The following is a 21,392-nucleotide window of genomic DNA, read 5'->3' as shown; positions in this document are numbered from 1 at the left end:
TCGCCCGCCGACACCACCCGCCGACACGAGGAGAGCCCTGTGCCTGACCAGATCGCGCCCACCGCGCCGGACCGAGCGCGACTCGTCCTGGCGACGCACAACGAGCACAAGGTCGGGGAGCTCCGGGCGATCCTCCTTCAGAGCGGTGCCGTACCCGGGCTCGTTCCCGAGGACGTGGTCGGTGCAGGTGCCTTCGACATCGCACCGCCGGTCGAGGACGGGCTGACGTTCGCGGAGAACGCGCTCCTCAAGGCGAGAGTGCTCGCCCGGGCCACCGGCCTGCCTGCTGTCGCAGACGACTCGGGGCTCGCTGTCGACGTCCTCGGCGGAGCGCCCGGGATCTTCTCGGCACGATGGTCGGGGCGTCACGGCGACGACCGTGCCAACCTCGACCTCCTCCTAGCGCAGCTCGTCGACGTCCGCGAGGAGCACCGCGGCGCGCGCTTCGTGTGCGCTGCAGCGCTCGTCACGCCGGACGGCGACGAGACCGTAGAGGTCGGGGCGCTCGTCGGGGTCCTGCTCGCCGCCCCGCGCGGCGCGGGCGGCTTCGGCTACGACCCGATCCTGCGCCCGGCAGGCGAGGTGCGCTCGTGCGCCGAGCTCTCACCTGCGGAGAAGAACGCGATCAGTCACCGCGGCCAGGCGTTCCGAGCACTGGCGCCTCGGATCGCTGAGGTCCTCGGCGCCTGATCGCGGACCGGACCGCCGTGACGGCGACGCGCCACCCGAGGAGCACGAGGACGAGGAATCCCAGGGCGACGAGGGGGAACGCACCGCTCACGCCGTGACCGGACACTGTCCGCAGACCCATGGCGACCGCCCACGTGACGACGGGAACGGTCCAGCCCCACGGCAGGATCGCGAGCGGACCGCGCTGGCCGTCGCTGCGGGGCCACCGGCGCGCGAGCGCGTCGGCGAGGACCGTCGCGAGGCCGAGCCCGACGAGGAACGGCCACGCCGTCGTCAGCAGCCCCACGATCGACGCGTGCTCCGCGTGGGACGACCGGCCTGCTGCGGCGAAGACGAGGACGCACACGACGTCGACGAGAAGAGTCGATCTGCGAGGGGTCAGCACCTCCCGACCGTACCGCGCGTATCGTGGCGGGGTGCATCTGACGACCGACCGACTGTCCTTCGGCTACCCGGGACGACCGGTGATCGCCGACGTGACGCTGCGCGTGTCCAGCGGGCAACGGCTCGCGATCGTCGGTGAGAACGGGTCCGGAAAGACGACGCTGCTCCGCCTGCTCTCCGACGAGCTCGTGCCGATGAGCGGTGCTGTCCGTGTGGTCGGTACGCGGTCCGTCGTCGCGCAGGAGCTCGTGGTGGCTCCGGGACAGACGGTCGGTGACCTCGTGCGCGAGTCGTTGGCCGAGGTCCGTCGAGCGGCCGCCGATCTCGAGGACGCGGCCGCGTCGTTCGACCACGGGAGCGGTTCGCTCTCCGACTTCGCCTCGATCCTCGCGCGCACGGAGCACCTCGGTGCGTGGGACGCCGACCGGCGGGTCGGGGTCGCGCTGTCACGGCTCGGCGCGTGCCGCGAGGCCGACCGCCTCCTCGAGACGCTCTCGGTCGGGGAGAGGTTCCGGGTCCGGCTCGCGTGCCGGCTTGCGGAGCGTGCCGACATCCTCCTGCTCGACGAACCGACGAACCACCTCGACCGCGCGGGCATCGACTTCCTCACCCGTGAGCTGTGCGCCTGGGGCGGCGCAGTCGTCATCGTCACCCACGACCGGCAGCTGCTCGACGACGTCGCGACGGCGATCCTCGATCTCGACCCGTCCGTCGACGGTCGCCCGGTCCTCTACGGGCAGCCCGGGTACGTCGGCTACCGCTTCGTGAAGAACCAGGCGCTGCACCGGTGGCGCCAGCGCTTCCGGGCGGAGACGCAGCGCGCGGAGCAGCTCGCGCGCCGGCTCGATCTCACGTACGAGGGGCTCTCGGACGAGTGGCGGCCGCCCAAGGGCTCGCAGAAGAACCGCCGGGCGACGCGGGCCCGCACCCACGTCAAAGCCGCCGACCGGCTCGTCGAGAAGCTCAAGGCGGAGGCTGTCGACATCCCGCCGCCGCCTCCGGCGCTGCACTTCCCGGACCTTCCGGCGATGCGACCAGGGTGGGACCCTGGGTCACCGGTCGTGGACGTCCGGAACCCGCGGGTGGACGGCGAGGGAGGTCGGGCACGGATCGATCTTCCTGGGGCGCGGATCATGGTGCCGCCCTCGGGGCGCCTGCTCCTCACCGGCGTGAACGGCGCTGGCAAGTCGACGCTGCTCGCGGCGCTCGCCGGGACCGTCGCGCTCGACCGGGGATACCGGGCGGTCCTGCCAGACGCCCGGCTCGGCGTGGTCGCTCAGGAAGGATCTGTCCGTCGAGGAGACGACGCCTCGGGTTTCGACGAGTACGCGGCGCTGGCCCTGCGGCTCCTCGAGCGCGGAGCGCTCGATCCCGAGCAGCTCGTCCCGGTCGCCTTCCTCGGCATCCTCTCTGAAGAGGATCTCGACCGACCGGTGAAGGAGCTCTCCGTGGGCCAGCGCCGCAGGCTGGATCTTGCGTGCGCGCTCCTGGCTGCGCCGCACGTGCTGTTCCTCGACGAGCCGACCAACCACCTCTCGATCGACCTGGTGGACGACCTGACCCGGGCGCTGCGGGTCACTCCTGCGGCGGTCGTCGTCGCGACGCACGATCGGCGCATGCAAGAGGACCTGCACGACTGGCCGCGCCTCGAGCTCTGAGGCAGGTCGTCTGTGCCGCCCGGCTCAGCCGAGACGACCGACGAACGCCATCGCCTGGCGCAGCAGGACGCCCTGTCCGCCGTACATCTCGGCCTGCACGCCCTCGCTGCACGCCTGCTCGGGCGAGAGCCACGCGAGATCGAGTGCGTCCTGCTGCGGGCGGCAGTCGCCTCGCACCGGGACGACGTACGCGAGGGAGACCGCGTGCTGGCGTGGGTCGTGGTACTGCGTGATGCCGGGCGTGGGGAAGTACTCGGCGACCGTGAACGGCTGCGGCGACGGTGGGATCTGCGGCAGGGCGACGGGGCCGAGGTCCTTCTCGATGTGGCGCAGGAGCGCGTCGCGGATGCGTTCGTGATACCGCACACGACCGGAGACGAGCGCGCGGCTCATCACGCCTTCGCGGGACGCGCGCAGGAGGAGGCCCACGCTCACCACGTCGCCGGAGTCGTCCACCCGGACGGGCACCGCGTCGACGTAGACGATCGGCATCTGGCGCCGTGCGACGGCCATCTCCTCGTCGCTCATCCATCCTGCGGGCTGAGAGTCGTCGTGGTTGAAGTCTCGGGGAGGAAAGTCTGCGGTGTCGGTCACCCCACAGTTGTATCCCGACCTGCACGGACGGTGCCACAGGGCGCGCGCAGGACGGGTTGTGACATCGCCCGCGGGGTCTGATGGAGCCCCCACCGAATAGACGCCTCGGTAATCGCGGCGTAAGGTCGCGGACCTGGGAGCGCTCTCACAGTGGCAGAGCGCCGTAGGGGACCGCGATGTCCCTTCCTGCACACCACCTGGTCAAAGGAGACCGGTATGCATATCGCCGTACGCCAGAACGATGAGCTGCCTCACCAAACCGATCCGGTCCGCGACGGACGGCCTCGCCCGGTTCGTCCGGTACGAGCGCTGCTCGCCGTCACCGTCTCGTGCGGGCTCGCGCTCTCGCTCACGAGCCCCGCTGCTGCCGCTGAGGTCACGCCGCTCGGCGCCGGTGGATACACGACGGACGCTGTCGGACCGTTGCCGGAAGGCTGCGGAGACCTGGCGACGAACCCTCGCCAGTTCCTCACCGACGATGCGCCCGCCGGGCCGATCCCCACCAACGACTGGTGGTCGTCCCTCGTGTTCAAGAAGTTCAACTGTCAGTACAGCGAGCCGCTGCACGCGCACCCGGCGTCGTACCTGCCCGGAGCGACCGGCCTCGGGATCTCGTACTCCACCACTCCGAGCATCTCGGGGTCTGCCGGTGGGGTCGGCGAGTACCACTACGTGTACTCGGAGGACCTCGTGGCCGGGGTCGACGGCCTCGACGCAGACGTCGTCAAGGTCGCGGACTGGTCTGACTGGACGGTCACGCCGTCCTGGTCGGACGGGACACGTTCCCTCACCGCGACGATCGGTCACGGCCTGCCCATCACGACGTTCCGTGCCACCGGCGGCGACGCGCTCCTCACGGTCGCGAGCTCGCCGGACGTCTGGCTCGACGACGGTGCACAGGTCGGCTTCACAGTCGGCGGCCACGACTACGTGGCCTACGCACCACCCAGCGCCGGCTGGACCGTCTCCGGCCAGGAGATCAGCAGCGACCTCGCCGGAGACGACTTCTTCTCTGTCGCCGTCCTGCCGACCACCGCGCAGGACACGGACGCGACACGCCTCGAGCACGCCGAGTCCTTCGGTCAGAGCGCGTACGCCGAGGTCGTCGGAACGACAGCCGACTACGTCTACGACGAGAGCGACTCGAACGTCGCGGTCACGTACTCGTACGACACGGAGCCCGTCTACGAGGCCCAGGAGGGCACCGTGGTGGCGCTCTACCCGCACCAGGAGCAGAACCTCGTCGGCGCCTCGCTCTCGGACGAGTCCTATGTCTCGCCGCGTGGCCCGATGCACCTCTTGGTCGGCGCCGAGTCGTTCACCACCCAGACGACGTTCACGGGGGTCCTCCCTGAGGTCCCAGCCGTCGCGACAGGCAGCGGTGCCGGGCTCGACGAGCTGAACGCCTATCTCGACGAGGTCGCCAGCGACCCTGTCCTCATCCTCAACGACGACACCTACTGGACGGGCAAGGGGCTCGGACGTGCGGCGCGGATCGCCGAGATCTCCGACCAGGTCGGCCGGACGGACGTCCGTGACACCGCCCTCGATCAGATGCGCGACGTCCTCACGGACTGGCTCAGCGTCGGGGACGGCGAGAGCGAGAAGCTCTTCGCCTACAACGAGGCGTGGGGGACGCTCGTCGGGTATCCAGGGTCCTACGGCTCGGACACCGAGCTCAACGACCACCACTTCCACTACGGGTACTTCATCGCCGCCGCAGCGACTCTCGCCAAGTTCGACCCCGAGTGGGCGTCGGACGGCCAGTACGGGTCCATGGTCGACCTGCTCATCCGTGACGCGAACGGCTACGACCGGTCCGAGACGATGTTCCCGTACCTGCGCGACTTCGACATCTACGCAGGTCACGACTGGGCATCCGGACACGGTGCGTTCTGGGCCGGAAACAACCAGGAGTCGAGCTCCGAAGGACAGAACTTCGCTGGGGCGCTCATCCAGTGGGGCGACGCGACGGGCAACGACGAGGTCCGGGACGCAGGCGTCTACCTGTGGACCACCCAGGCCTCGGCCATCCAGAACTACTGGTTCAACGAGTCGGGGGAGACCTTCCCGGAGGACTTCCCGCACACGACCGTCGGCATGGTCTGGGGCGACGGCGGCTCGTACGCGACCTGGTTCAGCGCCGCCCCGGAGATGATCCAGGGCATCAACATGCTCCCGCTGACGGGTAACCACCTCTACCTGGGTACCCGGCCGGACTATGTGCTGGAGAACTACGCAGAGGTCGTCGCCAACGGTGGCGGCGAGCCCGACGTCTGGCAGGACATCCTCTGGGGCTTCTTGGCTCTCGGGGACGGCGACGCTGCGCTGGCCAAGCTGCAGGCAGGCGCGGGCTACGGAGTCGAGGAAGGGGAGTCGCGGGCTCACACCTATCACTGGGTCGCGAACCTCGCGGCGCTCGGGAACGTCGATCCGACGGTGACCGGCGACCACGTGCTGTCGTCGGTCTTCGTCAAGGACGGCGCCCGGACGTATGTCGCGGCCAACAGCGGGACCTCCCCGCTCGACGTGACCTTCTCCGACGGGACCGTGCTCCAGGTCGGCGCGGGCCAGACAGCCACGTCGGGTGCGCACACCTGGAGCGGCGGCGCCGCGGTCGGGACCGACCCAGGACCCGACCCGACGGACCCGCCGACGACTGACCCGACGACTGACCCGACGGTCGATCCGACGGATCCGCCGACGACTGACCCGACGGTCGACCCGACGGACCCTCCGACCGGTGGCTTCGACGGCACTCTCTACCTCGCTGCGCAGGGCGCTCTCGCGACCGGACCAGGATCTGCTGGAACCGTCGAGGTGAGCGCAGCCGACGGGAACTATGACGGCGTCCCGCACGCGGCGCAGACGTTCGAGGCGACAGGCGTCGACGGCGTCTACGACGGTGGGACGACCGCGTTCGACGTCGCGATGGACTCCGGCGCGCACGTCGCCAACGCGGTCCAGCTCCGGGTGTCGCTCGACCTGACGGGCGACGGCACCTGGGACCGGGTGGAGACGTACCGCTACGCCGCGACAGACCCTGTCGTCGGGTACGAGCGGTACACCCAGGCAAGCGGTCTGGCATCGTCCGGAGGCGCCTTCGGTGATCTCGTCGACGGGACCGTGCGCGTCGAGGTGTGGAGCGCTATCGGCTCGTCGCCGAGCACGCTCGGGATCGGCGACGACTCCGTTGTCGTCCTGCCGTTCGGGGGCTGACATGTCGACGGTCGGTGCTGTCCGGGAATAGGACAGCACCGACCGTTGTCTTACGGTGGGAGCATCCGATCCACGAGAGGAACCGAACATGGCCACGCAGGCACTCACCGAATCGACGTTCGAGCAGACCATCAAGGACAACGACATCGTCTTGGTGGACTTCTGGGCTGACTGGTGCGGCCCGTGCCGTCAGTTCGCCCCGGTGTTCGAGGCGTCTTCGGACGCCAACCCCGGGGTGGTCCACGCGAAGATCGACACCGAGGCGGAGCGTTCCATCGCCGCGGCGGCGAACATCACGTCGATCCCCACGCTCATGGCCTTCCGCGAGGGCGTCCTCGTCTTCTCGCAGCCCGGGGCTCTCCCGGCTCCTGCGCTCGCGCAGGTGCTCGAGGGCGTGAAGAGCCTCGACATGGACGAGGTCCGCCAGCAGATCGCTGCGCAGGACGCGACCGAGACGAAGTAGAAGTAGTCGACCGCCCTCGTCGGCTCAGGCAGGCGAGGGCACCGGTGGTGCGAAGGGCCCGGCCTCGGCCGGGCCCTTCGTCGTCCGGACGCACGTCAGGTCGGCGATCTCACGGTTCTTCGCGAGTCCCTTGCGCTCGTAGCTGGTGAGCACACGACCGTCGAACCGCGGTGCGACGAGGTCGGAGTCGAAGGCGTCGCTCGCGCCGATGACCGCGCGCATCTGGTCGGCATACTCGGCCCAGTCCGTCGCCAGGCGCCAGGTGCCGCCAGGGTGCAGGACGCGGGCTGCCAGCGGGACGAAGTCCGCTGAGACGAGGCGTCGCTTGTGGTGGCGCTGCTTGTGCCACGGGTCCGGGAAGAAGACCCACAGCTCCGTGACCGAGGCAGGAGGGAGCATGGTGGCCAGGGCGTCGACGGCGTCCGCCTCGATGAGACGGATGTTCGTCAGCCCGAGGGCGCGGATGCGCTGCAGGGTCTGCACCACGCCCAGCCGGTAGACCTCGAGGCCGAGGAAGTTCCGCTCGGGGTGCGCCTGCGCCGCGTGGGCGAGAGCCTCGCCCTGACCGGAGCCCACCTCGACGACGAGCGGTGCGACGCGACCGAACAGCCCGGCGACGTCGAGCACGAAGTCCGGGTCGACGGACGCGCGCGACGCACCGCGGGGCGGATCGACCACGAAGGTGGGCGAGAGAGCCTCCCACGTCCTGGTCTGACGTTCCTTGAGCCGTCCGCCGCGCTGGGCGAAGGAGACGGTCGTCGCCCAGAACGGAGCGTCCGCCGCCTCGTCGACGATCTCGGGGCTCGCAGAGACGGGGGAGGGGATGTCAGGCATGGTCCTTCTCAGGCGTGTGGGGGCGTCGTGGCGACGACCGAGCGGTGCGCGAGGGGGGACTCGAACCCCCACGTCCGAAGACACCAGGACCTAAACCTGGCGCGGCTGCCAATTACGCCACTCGCGCTCGATGACGAGTCTAGGTGGTCTCAGGCGGCGTCCACGCCGAGGTCCCGGCGCAGCTTCGCCACGTGACCGGTGGCCTTGACGTTGTACTGGGCGACCTCGAGGGTCCCGTCCGCCGCGACGACGAAGGTCGAGCGGATGATGCCGACGACCGTCTTGCCGTAGAGCTTCTTCTCCCCGAACGCTCCGTAGGCGGTCGCGACGGCCTTGTCAGGGTCCGATGCGAGCGGGAACGTGAGGCCCTCTGCCTCCACGAACGCGGCGAGCGTGGCGGCGGGGTCGGGGGAGATCCCGACGACGGCATACCCGGCGGCCTGGAGCGACGCGAGGTTGTCGCGGAAGTCGCACGCCTGCGTGGTGCAGCCGGGGGTGGCGGCCGCAGGGTAGAAGTAGACGATGGTGCGCCGGCCGCGGAGGTCAGCGAGCGAGACGGTGCTGCCGTCAGCCGTCTCCAGGGTGAAGTCGGGGGCGGTCTGGCCGGGGGACAAGCGGATAGACATGGTTCTCCTCGTCGTCGGACTGCGCCGCAAGCCTACGCGTGAGACGCTCGATGGGGAGTTCTCACCATTGCCTGCGCAGGGCAAGGGTGATGATATGAACAGATCGTCGGTCGCACGTAAAGGGGAGAACATGTCGACTGTGAAGACTCATGCAGCACACCGAGACGCCGAGGCCTACGACCTCGATCTCCGTGACCTCCCCGACGTGAGCGCGCTCCTTGCTCGCCTGCTCGACGAGCGCATCCCGCTCGCACTCATGGCTGACCTCGCGAGCCCGCACGGTCCGCGGTCTGCCGAGATCCTCGAGAGCGAGCGCGACGAGTAGCAGCTCGTCGACGGTCGTACCTGATTGGCATCGTGTGGCCCGCTGCTGGTAGGGTTCCCAACCGCGCGCCATTAGCTCAATTGGCAGAGCAGCTGACTCTTAATCAGCGGGTTCCTGGTTCGAGTCCAGGATGGCGCACTGACACAGCCCTTGACCGGTGTCCTGGTCGAGGGCGACGTCATGTCCGCCGTGCTCGTGTGACGCAGCAGACATCAGGGGTGGCGTGAGCCGTCTGCCCAGGCTGGTAATGTTTTTCATCGCGCGCCATTAGCTCAATTGGCAGAGCAGCTGACTCTTAATCAGCGGGTTCCTGGTTCGAGTCCAGGATGGCGCACCAGGTACACGACCTCGGACGTTCGACGAGGCGAAGCATGACGACACAGCCCGGAACCGCAACGGTTCCGGGCTTTCTCGTGCCCGGTGACGCGGCCCCGGCGCCCTCCCGCCCGTCCGCGGGGAGCGTGCTCAGTCGGTGCCGAAGCCGGTACGCGTCATCGTGCCCCACACGGCTTCTTTGTTCCGCAGTGCTGCCCACCAGCCCTGGAGGCGCCATACCGCCGTGAGCTGGCGGTAGCCGATGTTCTCGGCGACCGCTGCGCCGAGGATGCGCACGAGATCACGCCAGTACGTGTAGCGGTGGAACGAGACCTCCTCGACGAGGAGCGCCGCGCACGTCACGAAGAAGCCGTAGACGTAGGCCACGAGCAGCAGCGCGAGAGCGTAGTTCAGGTTGACGACCCCGAGCGCCAGACCGAGCGGGACGACGACGAGACCGACGAGCTCGATGAGCGGTGCAAAGAGCTCGAACAACCAGTAGTACGGCAGGGCGACCATGCCGACACGGCCGTACTTCGGGTTGAACGTCATCCCGCGGTAGGCCCACAGCACCTCCCAGAGCCCTCGGTGCCAGCGGCGACGCTGGCGGCCGAGGACGGCCAGCGTCGACGGCACCTCGGTCCAGCTCACCGGCTCGGCCACGAACACGACCCGGTAGTCGCGCCCGGCATCCTTCATGTGGCGGTGGATGCGCATGACGAGCTCGAAGTCCTCGCCGATGCAGTCGGCGTCGAGCCCGCCCACCTCGACGAGCACGTCGCGGCGGAACATCCCGAACGCCCCGGAGATGAGGATGAGTGCGTTGGCCTGCGACCACCCGGTCCGTCCGAGGAGAAAGGACCGGAGGTACTCCACGACCTGGATGCGCGCGACCATCTGCCGAGGCATACGGACGTCGACGACACGGCCCCCGATCACCTGGCAGCCGTTGGCTGCCCGGATGACTCCGCCCGTGGCGACAGTGTCTACCGGATCGTCCGCGAACGGTTGGGAGACCACCAGGAGCGCGTCAGGATCCATGAGGGAGTCTGCGTCGAGCATGACGATGAGCTCTCGGGTCGCCGCGTTGACGCCGGCGTTGAGGCTGTCGGAGCGTCCGGAGTTCTCTGTGTCGACGACGATGAGCGGGATCGACGGGTTCGACGGTACCCACAGCCCACGGACGAGCCCGCGGGCCGGGATCTGCTGGAGGACCGTCCGCGGGTCCGGCACGAGGTCGTAGGCGTTCTTGAGCAGGTCGAGGGTCCCGTCCGTGCTGCCGTCGTTGACCACGACCACCTGGTGGTCGGGGTGGCGCAGGTCGAGGACGGAACGGACCGAGTCGAGGATGACCATCTCCTCGTTGTACGCAGGCAGGACGACCGACACCCCGGGGGTGAGCGCGGAGCTCGCCACCGAGTCGGTCCCGGCGAACGGGGTGCGGCGCAGGTGGCGCGTGAAGTTCACGCTCGCGAGCACGATGAGCGCGAGGTAGGACGTGTTGATGACGAGGAAGTAGAGAAGCATCGGGATGGCGGCGACCGAGAAGAACGCGAGGAGCACGTCGCGCAGCACGTCGGCGATGGTCTGGCTCATCCGTACACCTCCTGGTCGTCGGTGTCGCCGTCGCGCCCCAGTCGCGCGAGAGCCTTCCCTGCCGCAGACCTGACGGCTTCGGACGGGTCGTGATCGAGCAGGGCAGAGATCGGCTCTGCCAGCTCGGTGACGAGCAGGTGCCCAGCGACAGCGGCGGCCGTCGCGCGCACGGGGGCGTGGGGTGAGGAGAGAGCGTCGCGCAGCGCGGCGGGGTCGGCGCCGCGCGTGCGCAGGAGCGCAGTCCCCACGACGCTGGGCGGAACGTCCGCTCCAGGAGCGAGCGCTGCGAGGAGCGTCTCCGTGAGCGCGGGGTCTTCGAGGGTCCCCAGTGCGCGGACCGCGACGACTCGGACGTCCCGCGAAGGGTCTGAGGCCAGGCTCACGAGTCGCCGGCGTGCTTCCGGACGCTGGAGCAGACCGAGGACCTCAGCAGCCCGGGCGCGAGCGATCGCCCCCCGGCCTCGTGAGGTGCGCAAGGCAGCAGCCAGGGTGCCGCGGTCGACCAGGACGCCGACGAGCGCGTCCCTCGAGCTCCCGCGCACCTCGCTGAGCGTCTGCAGCACGTACCGTTCAGCGGCCGGCCACTGCGCGTCGGGCAGCCTGCGCAGCTGGTCGACCGCCTCGACCAGCTCGTCCTCCTCGTCTTCGGCGGCCAGAACACCGAGGACCGCCGGGCGCACGCGTGCACGCTCCCGCTCGTGGCGGCGGGTGCGCAGCCTGCGCGCCGACCGGAGGACGACGATCGCGAGAAGGATGAGGACGCACGTCACGCTCGTGACGACGAGGATCCATACGAGCACGGTCCAGCTGAGGGCGAACCCGATCATTGCTGCCCGCGGCGCAGGATCACCCGCACGCGGACGAGGAGCTCGCGGGGGCTGAACGGCTTCGTGATGTAGTCGTCAGCACCAGCAGCGAACCCGGCCTCGATGTCCCGTTCCTGGGTCTTGGCCGTGAGCATGAGCACGGGCGTCGACCGCGTGGCGGCCTCGTCCCGGAGCGCTCGCAAGACGTCGAGGCCAGACATCCCCGGCATCATGACGTCGAGGATGATGAGGTCGAACGCCTCGGCCCGGGCAGTCTGCAGAGCCGTGGCGCCGTCGAACGCCTGGGAGACCCCGAAGCCGGAGTTGGTGAGCTTGAGGGCCACGAGATCGCAGATGTCGTGGTTGTCGTCGACCACGAGCACACGGTCCTGTGACGCCATGCCGTCCGCCTCCTGTCCTCGGTGCTGTCCACGCCAGCGTAGGTGCGGCTCCTCGACGCGACGTGCCCAGCCGCGGCGGGCCGACGATCTTCACCCGTCGAGGCATCGATTTCACCCGCTCCAGAGGTGTTCGCGTCACAGCGTTTCCTGCAGTGTCGTTCCTCGTCGCTATCCTTGAGGTGTGCCGACAACTCGTGTAGCTCTCGCGACCTGCTCCATCCTCCCGGACCTCGACCCGGACGACGTGCCGCTCATCGGAGCGCTCGCCGAACGCGGCGTGGAAGCGGTAGCGGCGGTGTGGGACGACGCTGAGGTCGACTGGGACTCGTTCGACCTCGTCGTCGTCCGATCCACCTGGGACTATTCCTCGCGGCCGGAGGAGTTCATCGCGTGGGCGCGCAGCGTGCCGCGGCTCGCGAACGATGCAGAGCTGATCGCCTGGAACACGGACAAGTACTACCTCAAGACGTTGGGCGAGATGGGCATCCCTATCGTCCGGACGCTCTGGCTCGACCCTGACCGTCACCTCACCTCCCAGGCGATCCACACGCGTCTGCCGGCGCACGGCGACTACGTCATCAAGCCGACGGTGAGCGCGGGCTCGCGAGACACCGCGCGCTACCAGGAGAACACCGCACAGGCCCGGGGCGAGGCGATCCTCCACGCACGTGAGCTGTTGCGCTCCGGGCGGCACGTCATGGTCCAGCCGTACCTCAACCAGGTGGACGTGGCGGGGGAGACGGGGCTGGTCTTCATCGCGGGAGAGTTCTCCCACGCGATCCGCAAGAACGCGATGCTCTCCCGTGGTCACCGACCTACACAGGGCCTGTACCAGGAAGAGGTCATGCGCAGCGTCGAGGCGAGCGAGGCAGAGCTCGCTCTCGCTCAGCGAGCGCTCGAAGCAGCACGCACCATTCTCGGTACCGCCGCTGAGTCGTTGCTCTATGCGCGGATCGACACACTTCCCGGCGACGACGGCGAACCGATCCTTCTCGAGCTGGAGCTCACCGAGCCGTCGATGTTCTTGGCGAAGGCGCCGGCTTCGCTCGAGCGGTTCGCCGACGCGATCGCGGCACGCGCGGCACGCTAGACGCCGCCGGCCGGTTCCGGTCGACGTCGACCGGAACCGGCCGTTGACCCGCTGTCGAGCGGCCCTGCGGCCGATGGCTGAGGGGGCGGTGGATCGTGCAGCTCGCACCTCCGACGCGATCGCCCGCACGTGGGAGCGCCCGCGGAGGGCGAAAGCGTCGTGCACGGCAGCCGTCGGCCCGCTCGACCCGGACCCTGACGAACGTCATGGTGCTGTTGTTCGTCCTCGGCGGCGCGGGGGTCCTGCGCCCGGCCCTGCTCGAGCTGCTCCCTGATCTCGACTGGGACCCCCACAGCGCCTTCCAGCTCTTTGACCCGGCCACGGAGCCGGGCCCTGAAGCGCCTGAGCAGGCGGTGCCTGACGCCGCCGCAGGTTGACTGGGGCACACGGATCGAGAGAGTGCTGAGGGGCGCTGAGGGGGCGCTGGGGCGCATCGAGACGCACCGGGAACGACGAAGGGCCGTCCTGAGAGAACTCGGGACGGCCCTTCGTCGTTCACTGCATGGGGTGAGTAACGGGACTTGAACCCGCGACCCGGTGGTACGTCCTGGTGCCAGAATCGGCTTGAAATCTAGCGATTTTGCGAGGACCCCGGAGCGTGTTAAGCCTCGTGATTCTCGATCATCTCGTTACCACGGTAACAGCCTCAGGCGCGGTCTGGTGGGGGCTCGAAGCGCACCACGTCCTGCGCCGTAGTCACTCACCGCGGGTCTGCCCGCGCGGGTCGCGGTGGAGCCGGTGGACGCCACACCACGGCCACGCTCCTCTGTGAGCTCGGCGTCCCCGAAATGAAGCGCATTGCGATCCTCGGACACTCATCCTTCACGGTCATCGCCGGCTACACGCACGTCGCCGACGCGCTCACTCATGACGCGATGGGACGGCTCGGAAGGCTCCTCGACGCGGGCTAGGTTCCGAGAACGAGGGGTGCAGACTGGCTGGTGGCCGACTGTGACGGCCCGGGTGATGCTGTGAGCATGACCGGCACGGGCATCCGCCTACCCTGAAACGAGCCCGCATCATGTAGAATCAGGTACAGAGGAGAGTGATTCAAGATGTCTGACGTCGATGTACAGATCGGGGCACGGCTGGTCACGGCGCGCGAGGCCGTCGGGCTGAGCCAGCGCGACCTGGAGAAGTACTCGGGGATCTCCCAGTCGACGATCCACCGAATCGAGAAGGGGCAGCGGAGCGCTTCGGTGCTGGAGCTATCGGCCCTCGCCGACGCCTGCGGTGTCCTGATTGCCGACCTGCAAGGGACCAGCACCCTGACCGACCAGGTGCTTTGCGCCGGGCGCACGAGCGATGCTGGTACCCAAGCCCTCGCCGACTACATGATCTACGCTTTCGGACTAGCGCGCCGCCTCGACGAGCTCGGCGTAGCCGAGGTCGCATGAGCAACGAGCGGATCGGCCAGAGCGCGGCTGCCGCCTTCCGAGGCGAGTTCGGTCTCGGAACAGAGCCGATCGTCAACATGGCGCGCCTGATAGAGCAGAAGACGGGCGTGGGTGTCGCATACGTCAACACATCAATGCCTGGCCATGGGATGACCATGCGCTTCGGTGATCGGTATCTGATGGCAGTTGGGTGCACCGAGCACCCGATGCGGCTCAGGTCCACGCTCGCTCATGAGCTCGGGCACTTTCGTATTGGCAGCGTGGATCGGACCCTCGACCACAGCGAGTGGGACGAGCGCACACCTCAGGAGATCCAGGCCGATGCCTTCGCCCGGCACCTCCTCATACCATTGGAGGCCGCGCGCGCTGCGGTTCAGGGGCTCGCGCCCACGACCGCTTTGCTGTCGGACCTCGTGCAGAAGTACAAGGCTTCGCCCAACATCGTCGCGATCCAGTTACGCGATGCCAAGGCCATCGATCAAGAAACGTGCCAGGACTGGAGCGCCTTATCCGCCGGTCGACTAGCCTCCCAGTTCGGCTGGCACGCGGAGTACGCCTCGCTCACCTTGGAGTCCAATACGCCCCGGGGGCCTCAGGCGTTGCTCGCACGAGCTGTCGAGGGATACCGCTGGGGCCTTGTCACGCCCGCGACCATCGCACGGCTGGACGGCCAGCGCGACCCGGACCGCATTACCGCGCAGTTGGAGGCCGCAGGGATCGTGCCCCTTTTGGAAGCCGAAGATGCCGCACGTGAGCGCCCGACTGCTGTCGGTACCCCTCTCACACCGGAGGAGTTGGCGCTGCTCATGGGTGACGCCGACTGATGCACATCCTTGACACCGGCCCCATCTTCAAGTTCCTCACCACTGATTGCGTTCCTCAGCTACTCGCCGCGCTGGGCCACAACGTCGTCAACGTGCCGGAAGCCGTAGACTTCGAGATCTTTGACACGCCGATGCGGCACAAGCAGTTCAAGCGGGCCGCAGAGGTGTGGCCGAGGTTCCCGGATCGCTTCAAGAACGTGATCTCCGACGAACCCACAGATGAGCTACGAGCGTGCTGCCGCAGTGTCTTCAGCATGGACTTCGATGACATGTACGCGTCTCGGAAGGACCGGGGCGAGAACATGGCCATACTCCACGGCGTGCTTCTCGCCCGCACGGGTAAGAAAGTCATCCTGGTCTGCGACGAAGAGGCGGGGACGGCGAAGATAAAGCAGCAAGCAAGTGTCCTCAAGATGCAGCACATGGATGCCAAGCACGTCCCGGGCGGTGAGATCCGGCACGCTGACACCCCCATGCTCCTTCGCTGGGCGATAGAGGCTGGAGCGTTCGATTCCTTAGCAGTTTTCGTCAAGAAGTACCAAGCGATGGCAAGCCTCGACTCGGCTCTGGACCCTGATGTGAAGAAAACGGGCTTGACGGGTCGCCCGCCATGGCCATGAACGGAAACGGCTACAAAGCGAGCGGGCGTGAGCAGTTCGGACGGAACCGAGCCGTTGGAATAGGACATGTCAGCCTCCTGCGGGTGGGGTCCCTGCGATGGGCCAGGGGCGAATGTCGGTCGAGGGGACGCGGTGCTCGACGAGGTCGCGGCGCGGACGCGTACTCCTACGTCGCGCCCCTCGGGACACCGGCAGCGTTCGTGACGGCCTGCCAGAGGGACGCGACGGGGTGGCGGTAGTCGGGATCGGTCACACGCGGTCGTCCTCGTCGGGGGCTGCCGTTGCCTCGAGTGCGCCCCGCTCACCGTGAGGTGAGCGGGGCGCTTGGGGGCCACGGCGTGAAGGGAGGGCTACGGCGTGAAGAGGGGGCCCTGCGATAGAGCAGCGTCGCGCAACTTCCGAGCCCTCTGTGCTTGCTGGCCCTTCGTGTGGGCAGTGAACACCACAGAGGCATGGTCCGCTGGCATGCCAGGCAGACAGGAGTCCTCGTAAGCGGGGAGGTGCAGGCTGGATGCGAGTCCGACCTCAATGCCCCAGGTTCCCGCCGATTCCAGCTCGAGCTCTTCCGTGTAACGGCGGTGAGCCTCATAGGGGTCGACGGCATGGAGAGTCGAGAGCCGCCCGGCGTCTCTCGGCGAGGGAGTGAAGGCCGTGGACATGATGCCGCAAGCCTCATCCAGAAGCGCGCTGGGTACCTGTCGGCAGAGGACTGTGTCTGCCTCGCTGATGAGTGCGGGTTGGGGCTCAGACATCGATTCGTCCGCTCTCTACGAAGCGGACCAGACGCGCTTCCGAGTAGTCCAGTTGACGCTCATCGAGTTCGTCGGTGTCGGTGTTGTCCGAGCAGAGGAAGAGGTTTCCGCCGGGCTCAAGGTGCGCCGTGTATGCCGTCGTTCCGCGTGTCCACTCGAGGACAACTGACCCCTCGGCGTTTGCTCCTATAGCAAGAGCGACATCGAGGAGGCCGAGCCGCGGGAGAGCCGCCTCGAGGGAGCGGACCGCGTCGCGATCGGGGGCCTCGCTACTTCCGCCCCACCAGCCATGCCGGAGTCCCTTAACGACTGAGAGCTTTTGCATGAGCGCCTTCTCTCGGTAGGTCCGAATCACGCGCACGTCGTGGACGTCCCACAGGTCGTTCAATCTGTCGCGGATGTCTCGAACGCCGATGCCCGAGACCACTACGTCTGGCGCCGTAACGCCGTCAGGGGCGAGAGCGGCCTTGACGGCCTCACTAACCTCGCGCTCGAAGCTTGCTAGTTTGCAGACGTGGATCACGCCATGCAGATCTCTGAGCTCGAAGCGCCCACGATACCCGTCGAACTCAGTCACCACACCCTCGAGCTCTGCGGGGCCTGGCTGGGCTGCCAAGGCGGCATCGATGCACTCGAGGATCTCTACGGTCTCGACGCCGACTTCGACCCGCCTCGGTTCTTGGGCGTCTGGGAGTGCCCGTCGCGGGTTCCCCAAGGTCATCGAGTCGCTGTCCGCCAAGGTCTTCCCCACGCGACGCAGAGCGGGCAGCGCGGCTCGCGGGAAGTAGTCGGGGAGCCGGCGGTCGTCCGACACGCTCGCAAACGTGTCCAGGATCACTTCGCGAGCAGTATCGAAGACCGGCAGGAACTCCTCATCCTCAGCAGTCGGACGCGGGAGACGAAGGACGGGTAGTGCACTGCCCTCGCCGATCGAGACAAGACGAAGGTCCAGAGCAGCAACGAACGCGGACGGCACTCGTGACCGTCCTGGATTCTGCTCTAGCCATACTCCTCGGGCAACGTCGTAGATCAGCTCACTGAGCCGCTGTACCTCGATGATGCTGTTCGCAGGCATCCCCGGAGCGTCGAACCGATCCCCGGCCAACCGTAGATAGATGAAGCTCTCATCAGGTTGGTCTGCATGCTCGGTTCCCCCATCGGCCATGCCAGGCAATCTAGCCGTCGACCGATTCGCTACCTACGATCTGGAGGGTGAACTTCCCGTCCCTTCAGCCCGGTCTGGAGTCACTGTCGTGTGCGTGCCTGATCGAGCACGGTTGTGATGGCGTCACGCCCGGGGTCGTCTGCGGGGAGCAGATCGTGGGCGTTCGCCAGTGCGACGCGTTCGTGGTCGGTGAGCCTGGCGACGACCGGGGTGCCGTCGGGCTGGTCCGACGCGAGACCAGGGACGGGCACGCCGCTCGCAGAAAGCACCGCGACGACGGGCGAGTACGACGGTGCGGCGGCCGAGCCGAGCACGATGCGCGTCAGACAGTCCGGGATCCGCTTCTCGACGCGGCGCCAGAGGGCGTACCACCCGGCGATCGCCAGGCCGGAGACGAGCGCGAGGGCCGCCTCCCCGCCCAGCAAGTTCGCGAGGGCGGCTCCAAGCTCGCCGGGCAGATGTGGCGCGACCCACCCGAGCAGGAGCCCGACGAGCGAGCCCCACGCGACGGGGATGACCGTGCGTAGGTAGGAGACGGCACGGTCCGACAGGGGCGAGGTGTTCACGGATCAGGCTCCGACCAGGTGGTGGATGGAGGGGTGGAGCAGGGCCGCGAGGCCGAGCCATCCGATGACGAACCCGAGCACGACGGCGACGATCACCTCGACGGCCTCGCGGCGCGTCATCAGAAGGTCCCGGCGTTGAGGCGTCGCTGCAGAGCCTCGATCGCGGCCGAGGGGGCGTCGAGTACTCCGTCGGGCGTTGTGCCGAGGTAGCGCTGCAGTGCCTCCTGGGTGCGAGTGCGGATCGTGCGGTGCACCGTGTTCGGGTACAGGCCCAGACCGTCGACCTTGCCGAGGTCGTGGCCCTTGCTCACGAGGTAGCGCTGCAGCGCCGCGACGAGCCGCGAGCCGCCCTTGCCTGTGGAGATGACTCCGTCGACCGTGGTGCCGAAGCGGTGCTGTAGCTCGCGGATCGTGGCCGCCCCGAGGTGACCGTCGAGGGCGAGCAGCGGTCGGCCGGCAGGGTTGGTCGTGCGCGGCGGCACGGGCGCCGTCGGGGTGGGTGGGGCTGCGGGCTTCGCGACGCCGCCGCTCGACCCGGCCGTGCGGGCGAGCGCGTCGAGTCGCTCGAGGTTCCACCGCCCCGGGCAGGCGGTGGTCTTCCACGAAGAGTGCTTGACGAGCGACAGGTCGCTGAACGCTGCGCGCAGCTCGCGGATGAGCTCAGCTGCGGTGGCGTAGTCACCGTCGGTGGCCTCGGGCCGGAGCTCGAGACCGATCGAGGTGGCGTTGCCGGCGCTGCTGCCCGAGTGCCAGGGCGTCCGTGAGCAGGTGCGCGTAGACCTTCGACGTCGTCGCGAGAGACTCGTGTCCAAGGCGGTGCTGGACGATCTGCGGGGCGACACCCTCGGTGAGGAGCCACGACGCGGAGGTGTGCCGCAGCGAGTGCGGAGTCAGGTGCTTGGTGATCCCGGCCCGCTTCATCGCCTTGCCCCACTGCCGCTCGCGGAACCGGCCGGCGGAGATCCGGCCCCCCTGCACCGCGGTGAAGACGAAGTCGTCGGGCGCGAGGCCCTCGAGCATGGGGCGGATCATGTCGGCGAGCCCGACGGCGATGACGATCGGACGCTTCGAGCGACGCGACTTCGGGGCGCCGAGGAAGACGCCCTTGTCGGCCTTCTTTCACGCGCGGCGGATGTGGACGGTAGGCATCGGGGTGGTGCTGCCGTCAGGGAGCACCGCGACGGCGTCGAGGTCGAAGTCGCGGGCCTGCACGGCGGTCGCCTCGCCGATGCGCACGCTGGTGCCGATGAGAAAGAGCACGAACGCCCGGTAGTGCTCCTGGAACGTCGTGAAGAACGTGGTCCACTAAGCCTCGGTGACGATCTCTATCTCGCGCTCCTGCTCGTCCTTCGGCAGGCGGACGCCCTTGGCGACGTTGCGCTCGAGATACCCAGGCTCGATCGCGGCGGCGAGGACCGAGGAGAGGAGCCCGTGAGCGTTCCGGATGCTCTTCGGTGAGTAGGTCTGCCGCTCGGGGACCGCGGCCATGTCTCGCGCGGCGCAGGTCGCGTTGTGCTTCTCTGCGCGCTCCCGGGCGAGGCGGGATCGGTGGGTCTCCTGCTTGCGCTGCCAGGCCACCCACTCCGTGACTGTCTCGCGCGTGATGGCGTCGAGGGGCAGGGGCCCCAGGCGGGGGAGCCAGGTGCGCTCGGCCATGCACCGGTAGTCAGGGATCGTGCCGCTGGTGGCGTCGGCCTCGAGGTGGCCGAGGTGGCGCTCGAACCAGTCGGCGAGCAAGGGCGGCCCGTCGATGACGTCGCGGCCCTTGCGCTGGTTGATGGTGGCCAGCGCGAACTCGGGACCGAGGCGCTCGATGAGCTCCTGCATCGCGACCGCGCCCTCGGCGTTGTCGACGGTGTGGGTCCACTCGAGGACGCGCTTGGGCTGTCCGTGGACGGTGCGGGTGATTCGATAGCCGACGCGGTACTTGACGCTGCCGTCGCGCTGGGGCCGCTGTTGGATGCTGGCCATGTCTGAATAGACTTTCTCGGGCTCGGTGGTAACCGATCGTCTGTTACCAGACGCGGTTACCACCGATCCCGAGGCGTTTTCGCCAGGCCTGTGACCTGGGAAAACGTTGGGGTGAGTAACGGGACTTGAACCCGCGACCCCCTGGACCACAACCAGGTGCTCTACCAGCTGAGCTATACCCACCATGTAGCGGTCAGTTCCGAAGAACTGAACCGTCGAAAAGTGTACATGCGATCTGAGGTGCCATCGCACGCGTCTCGCCGAAACGCAGACGTGATGCTCGCCACCCTCGTCAGCCGCCAGTCTCGGTCGGCTTCGGAGCGCTGCACCGGAGCACCATACCGCGGCTCAGGCCGGGGCATCCTCGGTGAAGCTGTCGGGGACGGAGAGCGTGCCGGACACGGACGAGCCGGCGATCGCGGCGGCGGCGGCCCGAGCGGTCTTCGTGTCCGGCCCAGGCTGCGGGACGAATACCGTCGACCGGTAGTAGCGCAGCTCGTCGATGCTCTCGAGGATGTCAGCGAGCGCACGGTGCCCACCGTTCTTCGTCGGCGACGCGAAGTACACGCGGGGGTACCAGCGGCGCGCGAGCTCCTTGATCGAGGAGACGTCGACGATCCGGTAGTGCAGGTGTGCCACGAGCGACTTCATGTCCCTCTCGAGGAACATCTTGTCGGTCGTGACGGAGCTCCCGCCGAGCGGTGCCTTCCCCGGCTCCGGCACCCACTCACGGATGTACGCCAGCACCTGGTCCTCGGCCTCGGCGAGCGTCACGCCCTCGTCCAGCTCGGTGATGAGGCCGGACGTCGTGTGCATGTTCCTCACGAAGTCGTTCATCTGCACGAGGGAGAGAGCCGGAGGCCTGATGATGACGTCGATGCCGTCGCCGAGGACGTTGAGCTCGGAGTCCGTGACCACGGCGGCCACCTCGACGAGGGCGTCCGCGCCCAGGTCGAGACCCGTCATCTCGCAGTCGATCCAGACTATTCGGTCATTGTTCGGGGTGCGTGCCACGTCACACAGCCTACGGCGTCCATGGAGAGACCCTCGCCGGTCTCGGCCCGGGTGGGCCGGACCGACGAGGGTCTGGGTCGTG

The 21,392-nt window shown here is 68.3% G+C and carries 24 protein-coding genes, 4 tRNA genes and 1 pseudogene; 13 read left to right on the top strand and 16 right to left on the bottom strand.

From position 1 onward, the window contains the following. Positions 1-39 precede the first annotated feature (39 nt). On the top strand, positions 40-690 hold the full coding sequence (rdgB, locus tag ATL42_RS07685; RefSeq protein WP_245862287.1) for an RdgB/HAM1 family non-canonical purine NTP pyrophosphatase: 651 nt from the start codon (positions 40-42) through the stop codon (positions 688-690). Here the strand turns inward: rdgB and ATL42_RS07680 are convergent. Continuing rightward, positions 626-1,075 carry a DUF3054 domain-containing protein gene (locus ATL42_RS07680; protein ID WP_211281789.1) on the bottom strand — a complete coding sequence of 150 codons (450 nt, stop codon included), beginning with the start codon at positions 1,073-1,075 and terminating at the stop codon, positions 626-628. The two genes, rdgB and ATL42_RS07680, sit on opposite strands and share 65 nt — an antisense overlap. Positions 1,076-1,106: 31 nt before the next feature. Between ATL42_RS07680 and ATL42_RS07675 the strand changes: the two genes are divergently transcribed. Beyond that, the gene (locus tag ATL42_RS07675; protein ID WP_098454845.1) at positions 1,107-2,732 is read left to right on the top strand and encodes an ATP-binding cassette domain-containing protein; all 1,626 of its coding nucleotides are present in this window, start codon (positions 1,107-1,109) and stop codon (positions 2,730-2,732) included. Positions 2,733-2,756: 24 nt separating this feature from the next. Here ATL42_RS07675 and ATL42_RS07670 read toward each other — a convergent pair whose 3' ends face one another. Next, the gene (locus ATL42_RS07670; RefSeq protein ID WP_098454844.1) at positions 2,757-3,326 is read right to left on the bottom strand and encodes an NUDIX hydrolase family protein; all 570 of its coding nucleotides are present in this window, start codon (positions 3,324-3,326) and stop codon (positions 2,757-2,759) included. A gap of 216 nt (positions 3,327-3,542) precedes the next feature. Between ATL42_RS07670 and ATL42_RS07665 the strand changes: the two genes are divergently transcribed. Both ATL42_RS07665 and trxA read left to right on the top strand, forming a co-directional pair. Next, the gene (locus ATL42_RS07665; RefSeq protein WP_098454843.1) at positions 3,543-6,545 is read left to right on the top strand and encodes a glycosyl hydrolase; all 3,003 of its coding nucleotides are present in this window, start codon (positions 3,543-3,545) and stop codon (positions 6,543-6,545) included. A gap of 88 nt (positions 6,546-6,633) precedes the next feature. Further along, the gene (gene trxA, locus ATL42_RS07660; protein ID WP_098454842.1) at positions 6,634-7,008 is read left to right on the top strand and encodes a thioredoxin; all 375 of its coding nucleotides are present in this window, start codon (positions 6,634-6,636) and stop codon (positions 7,006-7,008) included. A 24-nt stretch (positions 7,009-7,032) separates the two neighbouring features. On the opposite strand, the gene trmB is transcribed toward trxA, so the two are convergent. The 3 genes from trmB to bcp all read right to left on the bottom strand — a co-directional run bounded on the left by trmB (position 7,033) and on the right by bcp (position 8,468). Further along, positions 7,033-7,842 (bottom strand): tRNA (guanosine(46)-N7)-methyltransferase TrmB, encoded by an 810-nt coding sequence (gene trmB, locus ATL42_RS07655; RefSeq protein WP_098454841.1) that lies wholly within the window; start codon positions 7,840-7,842, stop codon positions 7,033-7,035. 45 nt (positions 7,843-7,887) lie between these two features. Next, positions 7,888-7,969, bottom strand: a tRNA-Leu gene (locus ATL42_RS07650). Between the two features lie 22 nt (positions 7,970-7,991). Next, the gene (bcp, locus tag ATL42_RS07645; protein ID WP_098454840.1) at positions 7,992-8,468 is read right to left on the bottom strand and encodes a thioredoxin-dependent thiol peroxidase; all 477 of its coding nucleotides are present in this window, start codon (positions 8,466-8,468) and stop codon (positions 7,992-7,994) included. A gap of 139 nt (positions 8,469-8,607) precedes the next feature. Between bcp and ATL42_RS07640 the strand changes: the two genes are divergently transcribed. From ATL42_RS07640 to ATL42_RS07630, 3 genes are all read left to right on the top strand, one after another. Next, the gene (locus tag ATL42_RS07640; protein WP_211281788.1) at positions 8,608-8,793 is read left to right on the top strand and encodes a hypothetical protein; all 186 of its coding nucleotides are present in this window, start codon (positions 8,608-8,610) and stop codon (positions 8,791-8,793) included. Between the two features lie 65 nt (positions 8,794-8,858). After that, positions 8,859-8,931: transfer RNA gene (locus tag ATL42_RS07635), tRNA-Lys, on the top strand. Positions 8,932-9,054: 123 nt separating this feature from the next. After that, positions 9,055-9,130: transfer RNA gene (locus ATL42_RS07630), tRNA-Lys, on the top strand. 128 nt (positions 9,131-9,258) lie between these two features. Here ATL42_RS07630 and ATL42_RS07625 read toward each other — a convergent pair. Genes ATL42_RS07625 through ATL42_RS07615 form a run of 3 tightly spaced genes read right to left on the bottom strand, consistent with a single transcriptional unit; the run spans position 9,259 to position 11,911 of the window. Next, positions 9,259-10,704, bottom strand: a complete 1,446-nt coding sequence (locus ATL42_RS07625; RefSeq protein ID WP_098454838.1) for a glycosyltransferase family 2 protein — start codon at positions 10,702-10,704, stop codon at positions 9,259-9,261. Then, the gene (locus ATL42_RS07620; RefSeq protein WP_098454837.1) at positions 10,701-11,531 is read right to left on the bottom strand and encodes a HEAT repeat domain-containing protein; all 831 of its coding nucleotides are present in this window, start codon (positions 11,529-11,531) and stop codon (positions 10,701-10,703) included. The genes ATL42_RS07625 and ATL42_RS07620 overlap by 4 nt, the downstream gene beginning before the upstream one ends. Continuing rightward, positions 11,528-11,911 (bottom strand): response regulator transcription factor, encoded by a 384-nt coding sequence (locus ATL42_RS07615; RefSeq protein WP_098454836.1) that lies wholly within the window; start codon positions 11,909-11,911, stop codon positions 11,528-11,530. The genes ATL42_RS07620 and ATL42_RS07615 overlap by 4 nt, the downstream gene beginning before the upstream one ends. Positions 11,912-12,092: 181 nt before the next feature. Between ATL42_RS07615 and ATL42_RS07610 the strand changes: the two genes are divergently transcribed. The 6 genes from ATL42_RS07610 to ATL42_RS07590 all read left to right on the top strand — a co-directional run bounded on the left by ATL42_RS07610 (position 12,093) and on the right by ATL42_RS07590 (position 15,842). Continuing rightward, positions 12,093-13,001: an ATP-grasp domain-containing protein gene (locus ATL42_RS07610; protein ID WP_098454835.1), complete on the top strand. Its 909-nt coding sequence runs from the start codon at positions 12,093-12,095 to the stop codon at positions 12,999-13,001. Between the two features lie 206 nt (positions 13,002-13,207). Then, on the top strand, positions 13,208-13,378 hold the full coding sequence (locus tag ATL42_RS16405; protein WP_169925363.1) for a hypothetical protein: 171 nt from the start codon (positions 13,208-13,210) through the stop codon (positions 13,376-13,378). A 411-nt stretch (positions 13,379-13,789) separates the two neighbouring features. Beyond that, the gene (locus tag ATL42_RS16845; RefSeq protein WP_281254289.1) at positions 13,790-13,912 is read left to right on the top strand and encodes a hypothetical protein; all 123 of its coding nucleotides are present in this window, start codon (positions 13,790-13,792) and stop codon (positions 13,910-13,912) included. Between the two features lie 144 nt (positions 13,913-14,056). Further along, positions 14,057-14,398: a helix-turn-helix domain-containing protein gene (locus ATL42_RS07600; RefSeq protein ID WP_098454833.1), complete on the top strand. Its 342-nt coding sequence runs from the start codon at positions 14,057-14,059 to the stop codon at positions 14,396-14,398. Next, positions 14,395-15,222: an ImmA/IrrE family metallo-endopeptidase gene (locus tag ATL42_RS07595; RefSeq protein WP_098454832.1), complete on the top strand. Its 828-nt coding sequence runs from the start codon at positions 14,395-14,397 to the stop codon at positions 15,220-15,222. Before ATL42_RS07600 ends, ATL42_RS07595 begins: the two co-directional genes overlap by 4 nt. Further along, a complete protein-coding gene (locus tag ATL42_RS07590; RefSeq protein ID WP_098454831.1) occupies positions 15,222-15,842 on the top strand; it encodes a PIN domain-containing protein in 621 nt (206 codons plus the stop codon). Before ATL42_RS07595 ends, ATL42_RS07590 begins: the two co-directional genes overlap by 1 nt. Positions 15,843-16,586: 744 nt before the next feature. Here the strand turns inward: ATL42_RS07590 and ATL42_RS07580 are convergent. From ATL42_RS07580 to orn, 8 genes and pseudogenes are all read right to left on the bottom strand, one after another. Beyond that, on the bottom strand, positions 16,587-17,759 hold the full coding sequence (locus ATL42_RS07580) for a hypothetical protein (RefSeq protein WP_098454829.1): 1,173 nt from the start codon (positions 17,757-17,759) through the stop codon (positions 16,587-16,589). Between the two features lie 80 nt (positions 17,760-17,839). Beyond that, positions 17,840-18,325: a hypothetical protein gene (locus ATL42_RS07575; RefSeq protein WP_098454828.1), complete on the bottom strand. Its 486-nt coding sequence runs from the start codon at positions 18,323-18,325 to the stop codon at positions 17,840-17,842. A 119-nt stretch (positions 18,326-18,444) separates the two neighbouring features. After that, positions 18,445-19,137: an N-acetylmuramoyl-L-alanine amidase gene (locus ATL42_RS16170; RefSeq protein ID WP_245862282.1), complete on the bottom strand. Its 693-nt coding sequence runs from the start codon at positions 19,135-19,137 to the stop codon at positions 18,445-18,447. A 10-nt stretch (positions 19,138-19,147) separates the two neighbouring features. Next, positions 19,148-19,345: pseudogene (locus ATL42_RS16690) on the bottom strand (tyrosine-type recombinase/integrase); the annotation flags it as partial. A 99-nt stretch (positions 19,346-19,444) separates the two neighbouring features. Next, entirely contained in the window at positions 19,445-19,585 is a 141-nt protein-coding gene (locus ATL42_RS16400) for a hypothetical protein (RefSeq protein WP_169925362.1), read from the bottom strand. A 45-nt stretch (positions 19,586-19,630) separates the two neighbouring features. Next, positions 19,631-20,296: a hypothetical protein gene (locus tag ATL42_RS07555; RefSeq protein WP_098454824.1), complete on the bottom strand. Its 666-nt coding sequence runs from the start codon at positions 20,294-20,296 to the stop codon at positions 19,631-19,633. Between the two features lie 107 nt (positions 20,297-20,403). Continuing rightward, positions 20,404-20,479: transfer RNA gene (locus ATL42_RS07550), tRNA-His, on the bottom strand. A 165-nt stretch (positions 20,480-20,644) separates the two neighbouring features. Continuing rightward, the gene (gene orn, locus ATL42_RS07545) at positions 20,645-21,310 is read right to left on the bottom strand and encodes an oligoribonuclease (RefSeq protein WP_098454823.1); all 666 of its coding nucleotides are present in this window, start codon (positions 21,308-21,310) and stop codon (positions 20,645-20,647) included. Between the last annotated feature and the right edge of the window lie 82 nt (positions 21,311-21,392).

The organism is Sanguibacter antarcticus (genome assembly GCF_002564005.1).
Taxonomy (GTDB): domain Bacteria; phylum Actinomycetota; class Actinomycetes; order Actinomycetales; family Cellulomonadaceae; genus Sanguibacter; species Sanguibacter antarcticus.
Note: the sequence above shows the minus strand (reverse complement) of the source record. Positions and strands in the feature narration are given on the sequence as shown.

Bases quoted from the DNA above. Each gene is read 5' to 3' on its own strand.
- ATL42_RS07665 (WP_098454843.1), top strand. From the start codon at position 3,543: ATGCATATCGCCGTACGCCAGAACGATGAGCTGCCTCACCAAACCGAT.
- trxA (WP_098454842.1), top strand. From the start codon at position 6,634: ATGGCCACGCAGGCACTCACCGAATCGACGTTCGAGCAGACCATCAAG.
- trmB (WP_098454841.1), bottom strand. From the start codon at position 7,842: ATGCCTGACATCCCCTCCCCCGTCTCTGCGAGCCCCGAGATCGTCGAC.
- bcp (WP_098454840.1), bottom strand. From the start codon at position 8,468: ATGTCTATCCGCTTGTCCCCCGGCCAGACCGCCCCCGACTTCACCCTG.
- ATL42_RS07625 (WP_098454838.1), bottom strand. From the start codon at position 10,704: ATGAGCCAGACCATCGCCGACGTGCTGCGCGACGTGCTCCTCGCGTTC.
- ATL42_RS07620 (WP_098454837.1), bottom strand. From the start codon at position 11,531: ATGATCGGGTTCGCCCTCAGCTGGACCGTGCTCGTATGGATCCTCGTC.
- ATL42_RS07615 (WP_098454836.1), bottom strand. From the start codon at position 11,911: ATGGCGTCACAGGACCGTGTGCTCGTGGTCGACGACAACCACGACATC.
- ATL42_RS16405 (WP_169925363.1), top strand. From the start codon at position 13,208: ATGGTGCTGTTGTTCGTCCTCGGCGGCGCGGGGGTCCTGCGCCCGGCC.
- ATL42_RS16845 (WP_281254289.1), top strand. From the start codon at position 13,790: ATGAAGCGCATTGCGATCCTCGGACACTCATCCTTCACGGTCATCGCC.
- ATL42_RS07600 (WP_098454833.1), top strand. From the start codon at position 14,057: ATGTCTGACGTCGATGTACAGATCGGGGCACGGCTGGTCACGGCGCGC.
- ATL42_RS07595 (WP_098454832.1), top strand. From the start codon at position 14,395: ATGAGCAACGAGCGGATCGGCCAGAGCGCGGCTGCCGCCTTCCGAGGC.
- ATL42_RS07590 (WP_098454831.1), top strand. From the start codon at position 15,222: ATGCACATCCTTGACACCGGCCCCATCTTCAAGTTCCTCACCACTGAT.
- ATL42_RS07580 (WP_098454829.1), bottom strand. From the start codon at position 17,759: ATGGCCGATGGGGGAACCGAGCATGCAGACCAACCTGATGAGAGCTTC.
- ATL42_RS07555 (WP_098454824.1), bottom strand. From the start codon at position 20,296: ATGGCCAGCATCCAACAGCGGCCCCAGCGCGACGGCAGCGTCAAGTAC.